Origin of the sequence: Pseudomonas farris (assembly GCF_019145235.1) — a bacterium.
Classification (GTDB): domain Bacteria; phylum Pseudomonadota; class Gammaproteobacteria; order Pseudomonadales; family Pseudomonadaceae; genus Aquipseudomonas; species Aquipseudomonas farris.
In genome coordinates this window covers 16,093-33,019 of sequence record NZ_JAHSTV010000007.1, presented here as the reverse complement: position 1 = coordinate 33,019, position 16,927 = coordinate 16,093, and the positions used below count along the sequence as shown (strand labels likewise).

General features: G+C 53.1%; 15 protein-coding genes. 10 read left to right on the top strand and 5 right to left on the bottom strand.

What is annotated here, in order from left to right; translation table 11 throughout:
• Positions 1-61: 61 nt before the first annotated feature.
• A complete protein-coding gene (locus tag KVG95_RS15835) occupies positions 62-688 on the top strand; it encodes a LysE family translocator (RefSeq protein ID WP_217857088.1) in 627 nt (208 codons plus the stop codon).
• Between the two features lie 186 nt (positions 689-874).
• Here the strand turns inward: KVG95_RS15835 and KVG95_RS15830 are convergent, their stop codons facing one another.
• Positions 875-1,387 (bottom strand): P-loop nucleotide/nucleoside kinase family protein, encoded by a 513-nt coding sequence (locus KVG95_RS15830; RefSeq protein ID WP_217857087.1) that lies wholly within the window; start codon positions 1,385-1,387, stop codon positions 875-877.
• Positions 1,388-1,738: 351 nt separating this feature from the next.
• Between KVG95_RS15830 and KVG95_RS15825 the strand changes: the two genes are divergently transcribed.
• The 8 genes from KVG95_RS15825 (at position 1,739) to KVG95_RS15790 (ending at position 10,709) form a co-directional block, all read left to right on the top strand.
• On the top strand, positions 1,739-3,007 hold the full coding sequence (locus KVG95_RS15825; RefSeq protein ID WP_217857086.1) for a cystathionine gamma-synthase family protein: 1,269 nt from the start codon (positions 1,739-1,741) through the stop codon (positions 3,005-3,007).
• Positions 3,008-3,147: 140 nt separating this feature from the next.
• Positions 3,148-4,587: an amino acid permease gene (locus tag KVG95_RS15820; protein WP_052964720.1), complete on the top strand. Its 1,440-nt coding sequence runs from the start codon at positions 3,148-3,150 to the stop codon at positions 4,585-4,587.
• Positions 4,588-4,637: 50 nt separating this feature from the next.
• Positions 4,638-5,528: a LysR substrate-binding domain-containing protein gene (locus KVG95_RS15815; RefSeq protein ID WP_217857085.1), complete on the top strand. Its 891-nt coding sequence runs from the start codon at positions 4,638-4,640 to the stop codon at positions 5,526-5,528.
• 18 nt (positions 5,529-5,546) lie between these two features.
• The gene (gene thrC / locus KVG95_RS15810) at positions 5,547-6,935 is read left to right on the top strand and encodes a threonine synthase (RefSeq protein WP_217857084.1); all 1,389 of its coding nucleotides are present in this window, start codon (positions 5,547-5,549) and stop codon (positions 6,933-6,935) included.
• Positions 6,932-7,369 (top strand): Lrp/AsnC family transcriptional regulator, encoded by a 438-nt coding sequence (locus KVG95_RS15805; protein WP_052964723.1) that lies wholly within the window; start codon positions 6,932-6,934, stop codon positions 7,367-7,369. Before thrC ends, KVG95_RS15805 begins: the two co-directional genes overlap by 4 nt.
• Positions 7,370-7,517: 148 nt before the next feature.
• Entirely contained in the window at positions 7,518-8,558 is a 1,041-nt protein-coding gene (locus KVG95_RS15800) for a homoserine dehydrogenase (RefSeq protein ID WP_217857083.1), read from the top strand.
• Positions 8,559-8,571: 13 nt separating this feature from the next.
• Positions 8,572-9,990: an aldehyde dehydrogenase family protein gene (locus KVG95_RS15795; protein WP_217857082.1), complete on the top strand. Its 1,419-nt coding sequence runs from the start codon at positions 8,572-8,574 to the stop codon at positions 9,988-9,990.
• 134 nt (positions 9,991-10,124) lie between these two features.
• A complete protein-coding gene (locus KVG95_RS15790) occupies positions 10,125-10,709 on the top strand; it encodes a DJ-1/PfpI family protein (RefSeq protein ID WP_217857081.1) in 585 nt (194 codons plus the stop codon).
• 327 nt (positions 10,710-11,036) lie between these two features.
• On the opposite strand, the gene KVG95_RS15785 is transcribed toward KVG95_RS15790, so the two are convergent.
• The 4 genes from KVG95_RS15785 to KVG95_RS15770 all read right to left on the bottom strand — a co-directional run bounded on the left by KVG95_RS15785 (position 11,037) and on the right by KVG95_RS15770 (position 15,286).
• A complete protein-coding gene (locus tag KVG95_RS15785) occupies positions 11,037-12,197 on the bottom strand; it encodes a cysteine desulfurase family protein (RefSeq protein ID WP_217857080.1) in 1,161 nt (386 codons plus the stop codon).
• Positions 12,198-12,205: 8 nt separating this feature from the next.
• Positions 12,206-13,207, bottom strand: coding sequence for a hypothetical protein (locus KVG95_RS15780; RefSeq protein WP_217857079.1), 1,002 nt, complete (start codon positions 13,205-13,207; stop codon positions 12,206-12,208).
• 9 nt (positions 13,208-13,216) lie between these two features.
• Positions 13,217-13,678, bottom strand: a complete 462-nt coding sequence (gene alaE / locus KVG95_RS15775) for an L-alanine exporter AlaE (protein ID WP_217857078.1) — start codon at positions 13,676-13,678, stop codon at positions 13,217-13,219.
• A 966-nt stretch (positions 13,679-14,644) separates the two neighbouring features.
• Positions 14,645-15,286, bottom strand: a complete 642-nt coding sequence (locus KVG95_RS15770; RefSeq protein ID WP_217857077.1) for a LysE family translocator — start codon at positions 15,284-15,286, stop codon at positions 14,645-14,647.
• A 279-nt stretch (positions 15,287-15,565) separates the two neighbouring features.
• Here KVG95_RS15770 and KVG95_RS15765 point away from each other — a divergent pair, with 279 nt between their 5' ends.
• Positions 15,566-16,924 (top strand): MATE family efflux transporter, encoded by a 1,359-nt coding sequence (locus tag KVG95_RS15765; protein ID WP_217857076.1) that lies wholly within the window; start codon positions 15,566-15,568, stop codon positions 16,922-16,924.
• The last annotated feature ends 3 nt before the right edge of the window (positions 16,925-16,927 follow it).

Below are 16,927 nucleotides of genomic sequence, written 5' to 3'. Positions count from 1 at the left end.
TAGGGGCACAGTCTGGCGCTACGTGAGGATGGATGCCTCGGTGACGCTTAAGGAGAATGCCGTGTTTCCGATCAATATCTGGTTTGCCTATACTGCCGCGTGCTTGCTATTGGTACTCGCACCAGGCCCGGACAATCTGCTGGCCGTAGGCCGAGGACTCAGTCAGGGCAGGATAGCCGCTATCGTATCGGGCATGGCATCCGGGGCGGGAATTCTCTTTCATGTGGCAACCGCTTCACTCGGACTGACTTTGCTTATGCAGACGTCTGCAGTTGCCTTCTGGGTCGTCAAGCTCATCGGCGCCGGTTATCTACTTTGGCTTGGCATAAAGGTCCTACGCTCTCGTAGCCTGATTAGCTTCCAGCCAACGACTCGGCAATCACTGCCGAGCATTTTCCTCACAGGATTACTCTCGGCAGCACTCAATCCGAAGCCCGGGTTTTTCGTTCTTGCGTTCATCCCTCAATTCGTCGACCCACAACGCGGCTCAGTGAGCGTGCAGATGCTGGTGTACGGCATATGGTTTGCCGCACTGACGGCAGTGGGATTCGCACTTATGGGCGTATTTGCCACTGCACTGTCCCGATTTTTGCGTCAGAGGCCACGACTGGTAAATGGCCTGAACGTAGGGGCAGGACTCACCTTCGTTGCTTCGGGAGTATCGATAGCGGCACTCAGCCAAAAATAGGATCAGTATATTGGCGTCGCGAGGCTAAGATTTCAGCCTCGCTGAGCCCCGGTAATTATGAAAGCTGACGATTTTAAGACATCCGGCTGTGATTCGCTCCACACGCCTGCCGACACAGCGAACGAGTGAGATCGGGCAACTGCTGTTGCATCAGTGAAGGGCGGCGCGTCGGTTGATCACACCTTGCTACGTTGGGCTTCCGGATAAAAATCGTTTGGTGATCATTGCCACTGCCTCCGCTGGAGATGTCAGGGCTGTGTCTATATTAAACGGGGCGTTATCCCACCCCTCATATTCATGATCCAATACAGACTGCCAGGTTGGTGGCGTCAGCCCGGGAATATCAATCTTTCTGGTTTCTACCCGTCTGCGGTGTTCATGTATATCAGAGCAAACCACCTGGATATTCACTAATGGAGCGCCAGAGCGTGTGGCTATTTCGCTCCACGCCTTTCGGCTTTCGATTACTGGGTTAACGCAGTCGACTATGACTGTGCTGCCAAAGCGAAGATTGCTCAGAGCAAGCTCATTAGCGACCATGTAACCGCTCCGCCCCACGTCTTGTGCCAGAGCACCGGAATTTCGGATAGCCTGCTCAATCGTGTCGATCCGCAGATACACAGCACTTGTTCTGGTGGCAAGGTCACTTGCGATAGTCGTCTTTCCGGTACCCGGAAGGCCGCTGAAGACAATGAGCATTTTATGTCCTTCGGTTAGTGAGTTAACCCAGTCTAGGCGGTTGCCAGTTATGCGGCAGCAATAGCGGCCAGCGCTCTCCTGCCATGACCATCTGCCCCCGACCTTCATAGGGTCACCGACGATGCCTATGTGGCAGTAGCCCGGCAATTTCATTCGCTTGATACGTTGGCAGACGGGCCAATACATCCTTCACACACATTTGTGCCATCAAGCCCTTTTCTGTCGTTCATCCATTAAAAAAAGCCCCCCTTAGCCCCAGATAACATGATTTTTCACACGATCAAGCCTTCCATATAGTCATCGCAAGCCCAATCGGAACACATCTGTGTTTCATCGATGCGAGATAAATTTATGGATGACAAGATAAAACCCGGTCAGAGCCAGAATGCTGGTTTGGGGACGCGAGTGGTTTGGGGCGGGGAGCAAGTTCAACATCCCTACAACGCCACCCAGACTCCCATCGTAGTCAGCGCCGCCTACGGTTACCATGACATCGATGAATGGTATGACGTGGCATTGGGTAAAGAACCTGGCTTCATTTACAGCCGCATGGGTAACCCAACTGTCACTGTCCTGGAAGACAAACTTTGCGAGCTGGAAAGCGCTGAATCGGCTGTCGCTTTCAGTACCGGGATGGCTGCCATCAGTGGTGTGCTGCATACCTTCCTGTCCTGTGGTCAGCGTGTGGTTTCTACCCGCGACAGCTACGGTGGCACAAACAAAATCTTTGAAGAGTTTCTCCCTCGCATGGGAGTCGAGGTCATGCTTTGCGATACCCTCGATATAGAAGCTATCGAGCATGAGATCGCTAAAGGCTGCAATGTCCTCTACCTGGAAACCCCGACGAATCCAACACTCAAGGTTCTGGATATCCGACGTCTCGTGGCGACGGCGAAGCGTGTTGGGGCTTTGGTCATAGCAGACAATACGTTCGCGACGCCTTTGAATCAGAATCCCCTTGCTCTTGGGGTTGATGTGGTAGTGCACAGTGCTACCAAGTTCCTGTCCGGTCATGGCGATGTGCTTGGCGGTGTGGTCTGCGGCACCGAGCATCTCATGTCTCAAGTTCGTCATTACCGCGAAATCAATGGGGCCTCGCTGGACCCGTTCTCGGCTTATCTCATCATCCGGGGCATCAAGACTCTGGCTTTGCGTCTTCGCCAGCAACAGGCGAGCGCACAAGTACTGGCCGAGTACCTATGCACCGAGCCCTTGGTGGAATCTGTGAACTATCCGGGACTTCCTCAACATCGAGGTCATGTCATTGCCCGTTCGCAAATGCGCGGATTTGGCGCAATTGTCAGCTTTGTGCTGGTGGGGGGCATGGACACAGTGACTCGTTTGTTACCGCTGCTCAAATATGCACATCGTGCGGGCAACCTGGGAGCGGTTGAAACCATCTACGGGCCGGCACGGACAACCAGCCACGTGGAAAACACCTTGGAGGAACGGGAGGCACTTGGGATTTCCGAGGGCTTGGTCAGGGTCTCCGTGGGTATTGAAGATACGGCCGACTTGTTGGCTGACCTTAAACAAGCATTTGCGTTAGTTCGCAGTAAACAAGGTGATGCAATCCTCCATGCTGGCACAACCGAGCGTTTCACCGAGGTGGGAACCTGAACTCGGTAAGACTTCCGATTTTATGATCGGATCGTCCTTCATGAATAGTGAAAACAATAACAACTAGCGACAATTTAATTGTGCTGCCTAATAGTCGGTTACAAGAAATATTTGTCCGTGCATTTCATGAGAACATAGCGATGACTATCCAAACAAAAAATGATCAGTCCGATCCAGCCTTAAATTTCAAGAAAGAAATGCAAACCCGCCACATTGTTATGTTGGCGTTGGGCGGTGTAATCGGTACGGGATTATTCCTTACCTCCGGCTACACCGTTAATCAGGCTGGGCCGCTCGGCGCAGTGATTGCTTACATCATCGGTGCGGTGATGGTGTATTTGGTAATGGTCTGTCTCGGTGAATTAGCGGTACAGATGCCAGAAACCGGATCTTTCAGTAGCTACGCAACTCGATACCTGGGCCCAGGTACGGGCTATACGGTGGCCTGGCTATATTGGCTCACTTGGGCAGTCGCTATTGGCTCTGAGTTTACGGCTGCGGGCATCCTGATGGTTCGGTGGTTCCCTGATACACCGGTCTGGATCTGGAGCGCGTTTTTTGCCATTGCAGTCTTTTTAAGCAACGTTGTATCTGTTCGTTTGTTTGCGGAGACTGAATTCTGGCTTTCGCTGATTAAAGTTCTGACTGTTATCACGTTTATCGTCATTGGTGGTGGGGCTATTTGCGGTCTCTTCCAAGTACAGCATTTGCAAGGTGCCGGGCTCTCGAACTTTACCCGTGAAGGGCTTTTCCCGACAGGGTTCTTACCCATTGCGATGACACTTCTAGCTGTCTCCTTTGCATTTTCCGGAACTGAGCTTATCGGGATTGCGGCAGGTGAAGCGCAAGATCCTCAGACCAGCGTACCCAAGGCGATACGGACGACGGTGGTACGTCTGGCGCTGTTCTTCGTGGGCACGATTTTCGTACTTGCTACCTTATTGCCCCGAGAGCAGGCGGGCGTTATAGAAAGTCCGTTCGTGATGGTGTTCGAGCTGATTGGCATCCCATATTCAGCTGACATTATGAACTTCGTCATTCTCACGGCCCTGATATCCGCCGCTAACTCAGGACTGTATGCGGCTTCGCGCATGCTTTGGACATTGAGTGATCAAGGGCACATGCCTAAGCGCTACGCCAGGCTTTCGCGCCAGGGCACGCCGGTTAATGCGATCGTTTTGAGTATGGCGGGTGCGATGGCGTCGCTGCTCAGCAGCGTGCTTGCCCCTGATACGGTTTACTTGGCTCTGGTGTCGATTTCGGGTCTCGCGGTGGTGATCGTCTGGATGAGCATCGCTGCGAGCCAAATCGCCTTCCGACGCCAATATGTCGCCAATGGCGGGCGAGTTGAGGATCTGCATTTTCGTGTGCGCGGCTACCCTTGGGTTCCTATTGGTGCTCTGTTGTGTTGCTTGCTGGCCTGCGTCGGCATTGCTTTTGATCCTGAGCAGCGAGTGGCGCTTTACTTCGGACTTCCGTTTATCGCGTGGTGTTACTTCGTTTATTGGATCACTCGCAAGAAGCGGGAAGAGCGGTTGGCATTAGCAGCGGCTGCACATCATTCTGCTGGTGCGGCGTGAGTAGCTCAGGCGATGATTGAGCAGAGATAAGTCCCAATGAGGTTGCGCCGATGAGTCAAAAATCACTACCGCCCTTGAATTGGCTGAGGGCATTCGAAGTATCGGCGCGGTATTTGAATTTCACCCATGCAGCGGTGGAGCTGCACCTGACTCAAGGTGCAGTAAGTCAGCAGATCCGTCAGTTGGAGGGCCACCTCGGGGTGGCGCTATTCAAGCGCCTGCCCCGAGGGCTTGGCTTGACTGAAGAAGGGCAGTCGTACCTGCCGGTAGTACAAGACGCGATCAGCCGTCTTGCAGTGGGTACAAACGAGATTTTTGGCCAGCACAATCGAAGGCATGTGAAGGTGCGTGGCAGTCTTTCCTTTCTTCACTATTGGTTGGCCCCGCGGCTCGCAGTTTTTTGTCGAGAGTATCCCCAAATCGACATCCGATATATCAGCAACATTTGGGTGAAGGAACCGGACGGAGAGGATGACCTGGAGATTCGCTGGGGATGCGGTGAGTGGTCGGGATTGCACTCTCAGCGATTAACGTGGGACATCCTCCAGCCCGTTTGCTCGCCTGAACTTATGACCCGTTCACCGATACGTGAGCCTCGCGATTTGATGAACCATTCTTTGCTGCATGTATTGGGGTACGAGGAAGGTTGGGGTTACTGGTTGAAGCGGGTTGGAGCAGACGATGTCGATTATTCCCGTGGTCTTCAGTTCGACACACTGATTTCCACAATCCGCATGGCAGAACTGGGTCAGGGCGTTGCCTTGGCGCGGTCTTCCGTCGTGGAAGATTTGCTGAAGAGTGGGCACCTGATTGCTCCATTCAGTCACCGAATCGAGGCCAGCGAGTCTTTTTATCTAGTGCGTGAGCAGGCCGAGATGCTTTCGCCTGATGCCGCGACTTTTTCTACTTGGTTGGTGGCTCAAGCCCACCGCCTTTTGTAATTCTGTTCTGGAGTCATCATGCATTACGTAAGCACACGCGGCGGTGACGTGCGGGCGGACTTTGGCAGTGTGGTTCTGTCGGGGCTTGCCGAAGATGGCGGTCTCTACGTCCCGGCAAGTTTGCCTGTCTTCACTGAGAAACAGATTACCAGTTGGTCGTGGTTACCTTTCGAGGAGCTGGTCTGGCGAGTGGTCTCACCCTACGTTGGCTCTTCCATGGACGAAAGCACCCTGCGTGCTTTGCTGAGCGACAGCTATCGAAACTTTAACCACCGCGCTATTACGCCGCTTGAGCAGATAGGCCATAACGAATGGATACTCCAGCTGTTTCATGGCCCGACCCATTCTTCCAAAGATTTCGCTGCGCAACTGCAATCGCGTTTGGTAGAACACTTTTTGGGGGAGGTCGGTGGAGAGGCGCTGATCGTCGGTGCGACTAATGGCGATACTGGGCTGGCTGCGCTCGAGGCGTTTTCCAACTGCGCTGGTACTCGCATGGCGATATTGTATCCGCGCAATGGGGTAGCGCCTGAGCAACTCTCTGCCTTGCAGGCGGCAGACCCTGATCGGGTTCAGCTTTTTCCAGTAGACGGCAATTTCGACGACTGCCAGACGTTGGTCTCTCGACTCTTGCGCGACTGGCCGTTAGACGGGGTAATACCGATCAGCTTCAACTCCACCAACTGGGTTGGCGTCCTCGCACAGATCGTTTTTTATTTCCACGCTGCCTTGCAGCTGGGTGGCGGGACACGTCCTGTAGGTTTCAGCGTTCCAGCAGCCAGCTCTGCTGAGATCTGCGCCGGCTACATGGCTCAGAAAATGGGATTACCCATCAACCAGGTGATCATTTCTACGAACAGTAATGATGCACTTCACCAATTTATTCATCGCAATCGCTACTCGACCCGAGTCAGTAATCGAACATTGTCTCCTGCGATGGATTTCTCCCTGTTCTCCAACTTGGAGCGGTTCATTTGGGAGCTGTATGGGCACGATGGGCATTCAGTAAAGGCGCTAATGGAGCACTTTGAAGGCTGCGGCGAGTTAAGCATTGGCAACCAGCAATGGCTCAGGGCCCGCGTTCTGTTCGACTCCTATGCAGTAGACGAATCACAGGTTCGCGACGAAGTCGTCAAGTTGTTCCGTGAGACCGGGTCTGCAATCGATCCACATACCGCTGTGGGCGTACTGGCTGGCCGAATTCATCGACGCAGTCTGGGGGCTCCGATGGTGACCTTTGGGCAAATTGCTCCGGCCAGGTCTGCGGCCCTATTGTCCGAATTAGGTGTCTGGCAGGCAGAGGTGCCAACGACTCCTGACATTTTTGCTCAGCCACCGTACTTGGCCAAAGGCGATCTGGACGGTCTGTGCCAGGCCCTCTTGTTGGCGCAGCAGAGGCCTGTATGAAGCGCATTCTGGATCCGCTGGACGAGCGCATACTTGCCGAACTCACAGCGAATGCTCGAATCGCCCATGTTGAACTGGGCGCCAAGGTCAACCTGTCTCGCAATGCTGTGCGGCAGCGCATCGAGCGTCTTGAGCGAGACGGCGCCATCCAGGGTTATACGGTACGTCTCGGTGATTCCCGAGGACCTTCATCGCTGATCAGTGCGGTGATCTTTGTCTATCGCTACGACCGCATGCGTGGAGAGGAGGTACTTGCTGTGCTGCGCTCCATCCCCGAGGTGGTTCAGTGTGAAGTATTGAGCGGTGAATTCGATTTGATGCTTCGAGTCAATGCTGCCTCTCCCGAACGTGTCCACCTCGTTTGGAAGGAAATCTCTGCGATGCCCGGGGTGGAAAATACCGTCACTTCCTTCGTCCTTTCTGCCGTGTTCTGAGCACAAAAAAAGGGGCTTTCTGCCCCTGTATACCTCGTCTTTCTGTACGGGCAAAACGGCCAACAAATACAGCACTCTGCCATATTCAACTGCCAGAGCTCGACTCTTACGATCTTCCTATCGAACAACGTCTAAGAGGACTGCTTTCATGACTGAATACAAAATTGCCCTGGTGGGTTTTGGTGGCGTCAACCGTGGCCTGGCTCAACTGGTTGCAGATCGTAATGCCGAGTGGAAAGCCTCTCTGGGTTTTGGTATCAAAATCGTGGGTGTGACTGATATTTTTCTCGGTTCCATCGTTGCTAAAGAGGGGCTGGATGCAAAGCAGTTGGTCGCTCTGCCTCTCGAGAAGGGGGCGCTCGCTCAGATGCCTGGAGGCACCGCTGAAGCGTTGAACGAAGCTGTCATTAAGCATTCTGGTGCGGACATGATTGCTGAAGCCACCTTTACCAACCCTGTCGATGGTGAGCCCGCTACTACGTTCTGCCGCTGGGCACTGGAAAGCGGCATCCATGTTGTGACCACCAACAAGGGGCCAATTGCGCTGCACGGCGCTGAGCTTAAGGATTTGGCCCGTCGTAAGGGAGTTGCCTTCGAGTACGAAGGCTCGGTTATGAGCGGTACGCCCGTGATTCGCCTGGCACGACAGGCTCTGGCAGGCGTGGAGGTTCAAGGCTTTGAAGGCATCCTGAACGGGACTTCCAATTATGTGCTGACCCGCATGAAGGACGGCCTGACTTTTAACGACGCAGTCGCTCAGGCTCAACAGCTCGGCTATGCCGAGGCCGATCCAACTGCCGATGTCGAGGGGTTTGACGTCCGCCTCAAGGTGGTGATTCTCGCCAACGAACTGCTCAACGCTCGATTGAGCGTCAGCGATGTGGCTTGTTCAGGGATTAGCAGCATCAGCCCAGAAGACGTCGCCCAGGCAAGTGCCAACGGTGCAAGTTGGAAGCTGATCGGTTGTGCAAATCGCGAAGCCAATGGCTCGGTTCGAGCGAGTGTGGAAGCTCGACTGTTGCCGAATGCGCATCCTCTTGCAGGTATTTCCGGCGCCACGAACGCGGTGTCGTTCAATACTTCACTGCTGGGTGCCGTCACTGTATCCGGCCCTGGAGCAGGTCGTATCGAGACTGCCTATGCGTTGCTGTCAGACATCATCGCCATCCATACCACCCACGGCAAGTAATAGGAGAGTAGTCATGAGCGTATCCAGCATGGCCAGCATCCAGCTTGTTGATGCCAAACAGATTGATGTGTTCAGTCCATTCGATGGTCGCCTGGTGGGAAGCGTACCTTGCCTCGATGCAACCGCTGTTCCTGGCTTGCTGGAGCGTGCGCGAATTGGCGTGCGTGAGAGTGCGGCAATGCCTCGTCACCTTCGTGCACGCATCCTTGAGGAAACGGCACGGCGTGTAGAGCTTGAGGCTGAAGCGTTTGCCAAACTCATTGTTGCAGAGGCGGGAAAGACGCTGCGACAAGCAGAGAAGGAAGTGAAACGTTGTGTGAACACGCTGAAGCTATCGGCGCAAGAGGCTCGTCGTAACGCCGGGGAAGTGATTCCATTCGAGGCTTATGAAGGCTCCGAATCGCGCCAAGGCTGGTTCACTCGTGAACCGTTGGGGCTTATCGTCGCGATCACCCCATACAACGATCCGCTGAACTTGGTCGCCCATAAATTGGGCCCGGCCATCGCCGGTGGCAATGCTGTGATCCTGAAACCCTCAGAGCTCGCACCGTTGTCGGCTCTCAAGCTGGTTGAGTGCCTGGTGGAAGCGGGTTTGCCTCCGTCCGTGGTAACCCTGGCGACCGGAGGCGTCGATCTGGGTAAAGCATTGGTGGAACTGCGCGAAGTGCGGATGATTTCCTTCACGGGTGGTTTTGCAACGGGAGAGTCCATTGCTCGTAGTGCAGGCTTGAAGAAGCTGGCCATGGATCTGGGAGGGAATGCACCGGTTCTCGTGCTCGAAGACTGTGATCTTGAACCAAGCGTAGAGTCTTGTGTATCGGGTGCCTTCTGGGCAGCAGGACAGAATTGCATCGGCACGCAGCGCATCCTCGTACACAGTTCAATCTACGAAGATTTCCGTGAGCGTTTTGTCAGCCAAACGCGTGCATTGGTGCTTGGCGATCCTGATCAGCGAGCAACGGATGTTGGCCCGATGATTACGGAGCAGGCGGCTCGTCGCACCGAACAATGGGTGAATGAAGCGCTGGCCGAGGGTGCTCTTCTTCTGTGCGGACACCATCGCCAAGCGGGAAGCTATGCCCCGACCGTACTGGAGCGTGTAAGCCATAACAGTCGGATTTGGCAGCAGGAAATCTTCGCGCCGGTGGTCATCCTGGAGCCTTTTGACCACCTGGATGACGCCGTTGCTCTGGCCAACGCGCCAGAATACAGCTTGCATGCGGGACTCTTCACCCGTGATCTTTCCAAGGCCCTGAAATTGGCGCGCCAAATTGAAGCCGGTGGCGTGATGATCAATGATTCTTCTGATTATCGTTTTGATGCCATGCCTTTCGGTGGCTCCAAGTACGGAAGTCTGGGGCGAGAAGGTGTTCGATTTGCCTACGAGGACATGACGCAACCCAAAGTGGTCTGCATCAACGAAATGGGTTGAGCGCTTAAGGCGATGGTGTCCATCTAAATTTTTTTTAAGTGGACACCATTTTTAGCTGTGTAAAAGCGTAAGCAGTCGTTGAGATCTATTTGTTGTCACTTTATGTTATTCGTTTCCATGGAGGATTCTGACTGATGGCACGCGTGGGCTTGATACTGACACCCGGTTTTGCGGACTGGGAATACGCTTTTATTGCAGGAACCGCATCCCCGTTTTACGGGATCGACGTCAGGTTTTTCGCTTCTGCCACGGGGCAGTTCCGCTCCCAGGGGGGACTGGCTGTAACTGTGGATAGCAACTTGCAACAATGCCTGGACTGGAAGCCGGACGTTGTTGTCGTCATCGGTGGAATGATCTGGGAACGTGCAGATGCACCGGATATTCGGGACTTTCTGCTTGCGAGTCGTTCAAGTGGAGCGACAATTGCCGGTATCTGTGGGGGGACGCTGGCACTTGCGAGGGCCGGGCTTCTCAACACGGTTTCTCATACCTCGAACAGCGCTGACTTCTTACAACAGAATGCCGTAGGTTATGAAGGCGCCGCGCTTTATCGAAGCAGTCAAGTAGCTGTGGTTGCCGACCGCATCATCACGGCTCCAGGCCCTGCACCCGTTAGCTTTACCTGTGCAGTGTTTGAAGCTGCCGGACTCTCTTCAGAGAACGTTTCGCAGTTCAGGTCATTGTTGGCAGCGGAACACGTTTTTTGCCGGTCGCGCTGAAGAATTGTCTGGATCGAATCTAACCACTGAATCGTCAAGGAGCGCGCCCGAACGGAAGTTGATTTGCAGGACCAGGCCTGGCCGACGTACGGTCGGCCGCTCCCTGTCGATCAATTGCTCATGATTGGCGCCAGTGCGGTCTGGATCGTGGACATCTGTGCGGGTGTTGTCATGTGCGTAAGCAGCCGGCCAAAGTGTGGATGCTCCACGCCCGAGATTATGTATTTGGATTCCTCTGCTCTGAAACACCCTTTAGTCCGTTGCTTAAGGCAGCGGTACGATGAACGCAGAGTGTATTCATCGTACTGATTTTTTCAGCGATGAGGCTTACATCTGGCTTTGTTGCTCTAAAGCTGAGGTTTCGACGTTATATGAATGCAATTCACTCATTGCTGCACAAAAAGTGAGAACGTCCTCCTTGACGTTTAGCGGACTAAAAGAGACTCGTAGGGTGGAGCTCATTTGGGTGTGACTGAGCTTCATCGCGCTTAACACCCGGGAAGGTGTAGGAGACACACTGCTACAAGCTGAGCCTTTAGAGACGCAAATACCTCTTTGCGAGAGAAACTTGATCGCCCTGCTGGCATCGATACCGTTAAAGCAAATAGAGAGTATGTAACCTGAAGTTTCTCCATCCTGGGTATTGATCGAAAATGAGATGTCTGACTGCTCAAGAGTCTTTTGAAGGAGCAGGCTCAAGGCGCGAACGTGATTATGGTACTGGTCAGCGTTTTTTTGGTGATGTACGAGAGCTCTATATAAAGACTCTATGCCGTAGATGTTTTCCGTTCCTGGCCTGACGCCAGCCTCCTGCTCCCCTCCAAATAGCAAAGGGGAGAGTCGAAAACGATGGTTAAAATAAAAAAAACCGACCCCCATTGCCGCTCCGAGTTTGTGTCCAGAACCAATAAGGGCATCGATATACGTTAAGTCGGGAGAGGAGACTTTTGTCAGTGTCTGTACACCGTCACAAATGAAGGAGATTTCCGGATCTATGGCTTTTATTTTTTTAGCGATATCGTCGATAGGTTGGCGTGCCCCAGTTTCATTGTTAACGCCCATGACCAATACCATTGAAGTATGTTCATTGAGTAAATCATATATGAAAGAAGTCTCTATAATTCCTCGGTGATCAACTGGAACAATATGGACGATAAAGCCGGACTGCTGCATGTGTTTTACGGTATTGAATACAGCAGGGTGTTCAATGGCGCTGACAATTATTTCGTTTCTTGTCGAATTGGCCATCTTAAGAAAATGGCATCTTCCTTGAATAATCAAATTAGCAGCTTCGGTGGCGCCTGAGCAGAAATGATACTCGCTTGACCGCCCTCCGAACATCGCGCTCAGCAGCGATCTGGTTTTTTCAAGCACTGCGTTAGCTGCATAGCCTGCAGAATGAGCGCTTGAAGGGTTTCCAGGTTCAGGGGAGAAAGTCACAGCATCTTCAAAAGGTAATGCAGAGGCAGCGCTGTCAAGATAGATCATATATGTCCTTATATTATTCTCATGTTATTGTTGTGCAGCATATCTTGTATCTGGTTCGTAAACTCTATGCTGTCTGTGCTTGAACGGCCAATCAGATTTTTTTCAATGAAGGTGTACTCGATCAATTCTTCTTTGTTGATGATGATCTGCGCGCAATTTCTGGAAAAGTTTTCGATCAGTAAGTTGGCCGATATAACGCCGCGATACACCTTTTCTCCAATGAACTCGTCATCTGCTCTTGCGTAAATAGCGATATGATCCACGGAGTTGTCAAATTGACAAAGCAAGCCACCGTAGGTCGCAGGGCAAAGAACTCGTCCTCCTGTTTCGTAGAGATTGATCACCGGGTTCTTTTTCAAACGGGCCAAAGGGCAATTTTCCAGGTCGCTCTGTTTAATCTGGTTCTCGTTGTCCTTCCACCATGAACCTCCAAAATAGGAGTCCTCATCGTGTGTGTCGAACAGGTAGGGAGTGGTCAATGAGAATAGACCCTGATCTTCGGTAGAGAGGAATAGTGCGTTTGTTTTATTGAATACCTCGTGGATGTAGTTTTGACTGGTTGATTTGAGTTGTTCAATTTCGGAGCGAGTCCGACGCATGATTTTCCGGAAGTGATCGTTGCCTTTGGATTGCAAATGAATTGCTACTTTTTCTAAAGATATTTCACTTGCGGCGAGTAATTTTTGATAGGCGCTGGGGATATAAACGGCTTTCTCACGGTGTTGGATGTCTTGAGTGATTCTCCGTCGTTCATCATTCCCACCTTTGATGCCTATAAGGTCAGAAAGGTACAGGTTTATGGATACGTTTTTGTTATGACGCTTTAAGGCGTCATGTAATGCAATCCCCAGTTCGAATGTGCGAATCTCCGTCGGACTCGGTTCTCCTTGTATGCCAAATGAATAGCCATCGTGAGATGAGAATATGGTCGTGTGACCGCAGTCGATTACAATGTTTTCTCTTAGATTTTTCTGTGAGGTGATGGTGTGAACTATTGAGTCAATATCCATTTTGTGTTCTCAGTTCAGGTTAAATAGTTTTTTTCTAATGAGTGCTCTATAGATTCCGTAAGGTCTGCCAACAAAGCCTGCAATAATGCAAAATATCAAGGCGGCCTTGATGGCTTGCATTAAGGTTGCACCGCTTATGCTCATGTTTATTATGTAGAGTGGTAACTCGAACGAGAGATAGGCCAAGGTATCGACAAGGTAAGGTTTTATACCTTTATCCCTGTCGGAAATCTTGAATTTTTTAAAGACATAGTCGCGCCATATACCGAAGGGGCGAGCAGTGCTGGTGATAATGAACAGCCCTACGAGTCTAGCACTTAGGTGTGTGCTAAGTGTCATCTGCGCAAAACCTAGTTCGATAGGTATGGAGATTAAGTAGCAAAACGTATTTAGCGCGAAGGTGTCGGCCCAAAAATTTTTTAGAGACTGGGTGTTTTGTTTTATAGATAAATCATTGTTGGTAGAAGGCATGGTTTAGCCTCGCTATAATGTATAACGTCACAGGTTGAAATTACGAGCAGCAACAAGCAATGAACTGTTCCATTGGTCGCGGCGCTTAAAAGTCTATGTTCGCGGTCGAGTATTTAAATACTCGAACCAGGAGGCTTGTTTTTAATTAGAGATCGTGCGCAATAGTGTCTGGCACCTAGACGCATGAGCGGAACGGAGTAAGGTTTTTTGGCGGGAGTTAAGACGTATACACATAAATGCCTCCATGGCAGCAATGCTCTCTGATACGACAGCACTCTAATCTATGGGCGATAGCGTCGTCTACCCCTCACTATCATTCTGCTACGTTCGGGCTTTGTTCTGGTGTTGATCACCACTGTTGCGGTATTTCGAAAGCCTAAATCGTTTAGTTTCAGCTCATTCTAAATTCTGTGCAGTTTGCCCCTGTTCCGCCTCGGCCCTTAGCGACAACCCCATATCGAATAGCACTCGCAGTTTACTTGGTTTGAGTTGAGATCAAGTATCGCGAGGCGCTTATAGTCCAAACGATGATACTTACCAAAAATCATAAAACTCACCAGGATTTTCAAAATAGCTTCTATTTTGTGGCGCAAATCACCCTCTAACGCCTGCAATTTGCAATTTTTTCACACTAAACTCTGATTCAAATCAGTTTTAATGCGGCGCAGGCGTGCCCGATTATCGCTCGGGAATACTGAAAATGACTTCCGGATTTGGTGCGCGCCACACACGAATTGAACGGAGAGCCCCTATGAAACACCTGGCCTTCGCATGCTGAGTGTGCCGACGAACGTAAGCAAAGCCGTCTGGACCGGAGATTCACAAGCATGTGCTGGCTGCGCGTAAACGCAGTGGCAAACATGCGGCGGCGATCATGAGTTTGATCCAGTCGGCGCGGCTCAATCGGCAGGGCAGACGCTCACGCCCTATCAGCTCCTTGTTACCGGAGTTACAAGCCCGACTCCCTTACGCCGCCTGCCGCCGCATGGTCAGGATAGCAGCACCGAAACCGATGAATGTCGACCCCACCACCCGGCTGACCCAACGGGACAGCGCAGGCCGGGTCAGCACACCCTTGGCCCGCGAGGCGAGCGCGGCATAGAGGCTCAGGGACAACACCGACAATGCCATGAAGATCGAGGTGAGGATCAGAAATTGCGGCAGCAATGCCGCACTCTGATCGATGAACTGCGGGAACAACGCGGTGAAGAACATCGTCGCCTTGGGGTTGGTCACCGCCGTCAGGAAGGCCGCTTTGTACAGTTTGGAACGAGTCGGCCGGCTTTCCTTCAAGTCGTCCTGAATTCCGTCCGGGAGCATCGGGCCCTTTTTGAACAATTGTTTGATGCCCAGGTAGAACAAATAACCGGCACCGATGAACTTCACTGCGTTGAACAGCCATTCGGAACTGGCAAGCAGCGCCCCCAGCCCCAGCATGGCAGCGGACGACAGGCAGAACAGGCCACTGGCGTTGCCGAGCGATGACCATATGGCGCTGCGCTGCCCATGGGCCAGGCTATTGTTGATCGCCATCAAGGTCGCAGGCCCGGGGCTGGCAATAGCAATCGCGGCGACCAGTGTAAACGTCAGAATCGAGTGAGAATCCATTTTCAAAGCTCGTGGTGATGGGGGCTGGCATATTACAGGAACGAACGGTACAACAAGTTAAGTGGTGCCCCATCTTCACCAGCGACCCATATTACTGCGGACTTGGCGTAGTCAAAAAAGTCGGGACTCAGGAGAGCATTCAGGGCGTTCCAGCGGCCGCTGCTTGGCGAAAGCAAACAATACTCATGCTCCCCAAATCCGCAAAACAGGAGCGCGTTATTCCCGGTTCCGTAGCGTAGAATTTCCCAAACGCCAGCCCCCACCCGAGACGGAACCTCAATGCAAACCCCCGCCACCCAACACCCTCTCTGGCAAACCTACCTCCTATTCCTCGCCCCCATGGTCCTCTCCAACTTCCTCCAGTCCATGTCCGGCACGATCAACAGCATCTACATCGGCCAAATGCTTGGCACCCAGGCTCTCGCGGCGGTATCGGGCATGTTCCCCGTGGTGTTCTTCTTCATCGCCTTGGTCATCGGCCTCGGCGCTGGCGCCGGGGTGTTGATCGGTCAAGCCTGGGGCGCTCGCGAGTTGCATTTGGTGAAGGCGATTGCGGGTTCGACGTTGCTGTTGGGGGCGATGATTGGGTTGGCGGCGGCGGTGTTGGGCAGTGTGTTTGCCCGGCCGGCGTTGCAGGGTTTGGGCACGCCGGTGGATGTGCTGGACGATGCGGTGGCGTATGCGCATGTGATGATGTGGATCTTGCCGTCGCTGTTGGTGTTTGTGTTGTTCACGCAGTTGCTGCGTGGGGTGAGCGATACGGTGTCGCCATTGTTGGCGCTGGTGGTGTCGACGTGTGTCGGGCTGGCGCTGACGCCGGCGTTGATCCTCGGGTGGTTGGGGTTGCCGCCGCTGGGGATTCAGAGTGCGGCGTGGGCGGGGTTGGCGGGTAACTTGTCGGCGATGGGGTGGCTGGCGTGGCGGTTGATTCGCAAGGGGCATCCGTTGGCGCCGGATCGGGAGATGTTTGCGTCGATGCGGCTGGATCTGGAGATCCTCGGCAAAGTGTTGCGCATCGGGCTACCGACCGGGCTGCAGATGGTGGTGCTGTCGTTATCGGAGCTGGTGATTCTGGCGCTGGTGAACCAGCACGGTTCCCAGGCGACGGCGGCGTACGGGGCGGTGACGCAGATCGTCAATTACGTGCAGTTCCCGGCGCTGTCGATTGCGATCACGGCGTCGATCCTCGGCGCGCAGGCGATAGGGGCGGGCCGCATCGAGCGCATGGGGCCGATTTTGCGCACGGGGCTTTTGATCAACGTGTGCCTGACCGGTGGTTTGGTGGTGTTGGGTTACCTGCTGTCGCACTGGTTGCTGGGGTTGTTCCTCACGGATGATTCCACGCGGGCGATGGCGGAGCACCTGTTGCACATCATGCTCTGGAGCCTGCTGGTGTTTGGCTTTCAGGCGATTGTCGGCGGCATCATGCGCGCCAGCGGCACGGTGTTGGTGCCGGTGGCGGTTTCGATCGTTTGCGTGGTCGGGGTGCAGTTGCCGGTGGCGTATCTGCTGGATGCGCGTTTTGGATTGCAAGGTGTGTGGATGGCGTTTCCGGTGGCCTATCTGGGCATGCTGGTGCTGCAGACGCTGTATTACAAAATGGTCTGGCAGCATCAGAAGATCGAGCGGTTGGTGTAGGGC

What these genes read in the sequence shown, in the direction of transcription:
- KVG95_RS15830 (WP_217857087.1), bottom strand. Translation starts at nt 1,387, where the DNA reads ATGCTCATTGTCTTCAGCGGCCTTCCGGGTACCGGAAAGACGACTATC.
- KVG95_RS15825 (WP_217857086.1), top strand. Translation starts at nt 1,739, where the DNA reads ATGGATGACAAGATAAAACCCGGTCAGAGCCAGAATGCTGGTTTGGGG.
- KVG95_RS15820 (WP_052964720.1), top strand. Translation starts at nt 3,148, where the DNA reads ATGACTATCCAAACAAAAAATGATCAGTCCGATCCAGCCTTAAATTTC.
- KVG95_RS15815 (WP_217857085.1), top strand. Translation starts at nt 4,638, where the DNA reads ATGAGTCAAAAATCACTACCGCCCTTGAATTGGCTGAGGGCATTCGAA.
- thrC (WP_217857084.1), top strand. Translation starts at nt 5,547, where the DNA reads ATGCATTACGTAAGCACACGCGGCGGTGACGTGCGGGCGGACTTTGGC.
- KVG95_RS15805 (WP_052964723.1), top strand. Translation starts at nt 6,932, where the DNA reads ATGAAGCGCATTCTGGATCCGCTGGACGAGCGCATACTTGCCGAACTC.
- KVG95_RS15800 (WP_217857083.1), top strand. Translation starts at nt 7,518, where the DNA reads ATGACTGAATACAAAATTGCCCTGGTGGGTTTTGGTGGCGTCAACCGT.
- KVG95_RS15795 (WP_217857082.1), top strand. Translation starts at nt 8,572, where the DNA reads ATGAGCGTATCCAGCATGGCCAGCATCCAGCTTGTTGATGCCAAACAG.
- KVG95_RS15790 (WP_217857081.1), top strand. Translation starts at nt 10,125, where the DNA reads ATGGCACGCGTGGGCTTGATACTGACACCCGGTTTTGCGGACTGGGAA.
- KVG95_RS15785 (WP_217857080.1), bottom strand. Translation starts at nt 12,197, where the DNA reads ATGATCTATCTTGACAGCGCTGCCTCTGCATTACCTTTTGAAGATGCT.
- KVG95_RS15780 (WP_217857079.1), bottom strand. Translation starts at nt 13,207, where the DNA reads ATGGATATTGACTCAATAGTTCACACCATCACCTCACAGAAAAATCTA.
- alaE (WP_217857078.1), bottom strand. Translation starts at nt 13,678, where the DNA reads ATGCCTTCTACCAACAATGATTTATCTATAAAACAAAACACCCAGTCT.
- KVG95_RS15770 (WP_217857077.1), bottom strand. Translation starts at nt 15,286, where the DNA reads ATGGATTCTCACTCGATTCTGACGTTTACACTGGTCGCCGCGATTGCT.
- KVG95_RS15765 (WP_217857076.1), top strand. Translation starts at nt 15,566, where the DNA reads ATGCAAACCCCCGCCACCCAACACCCTCTCTGGCAAACCTACCTCCTA.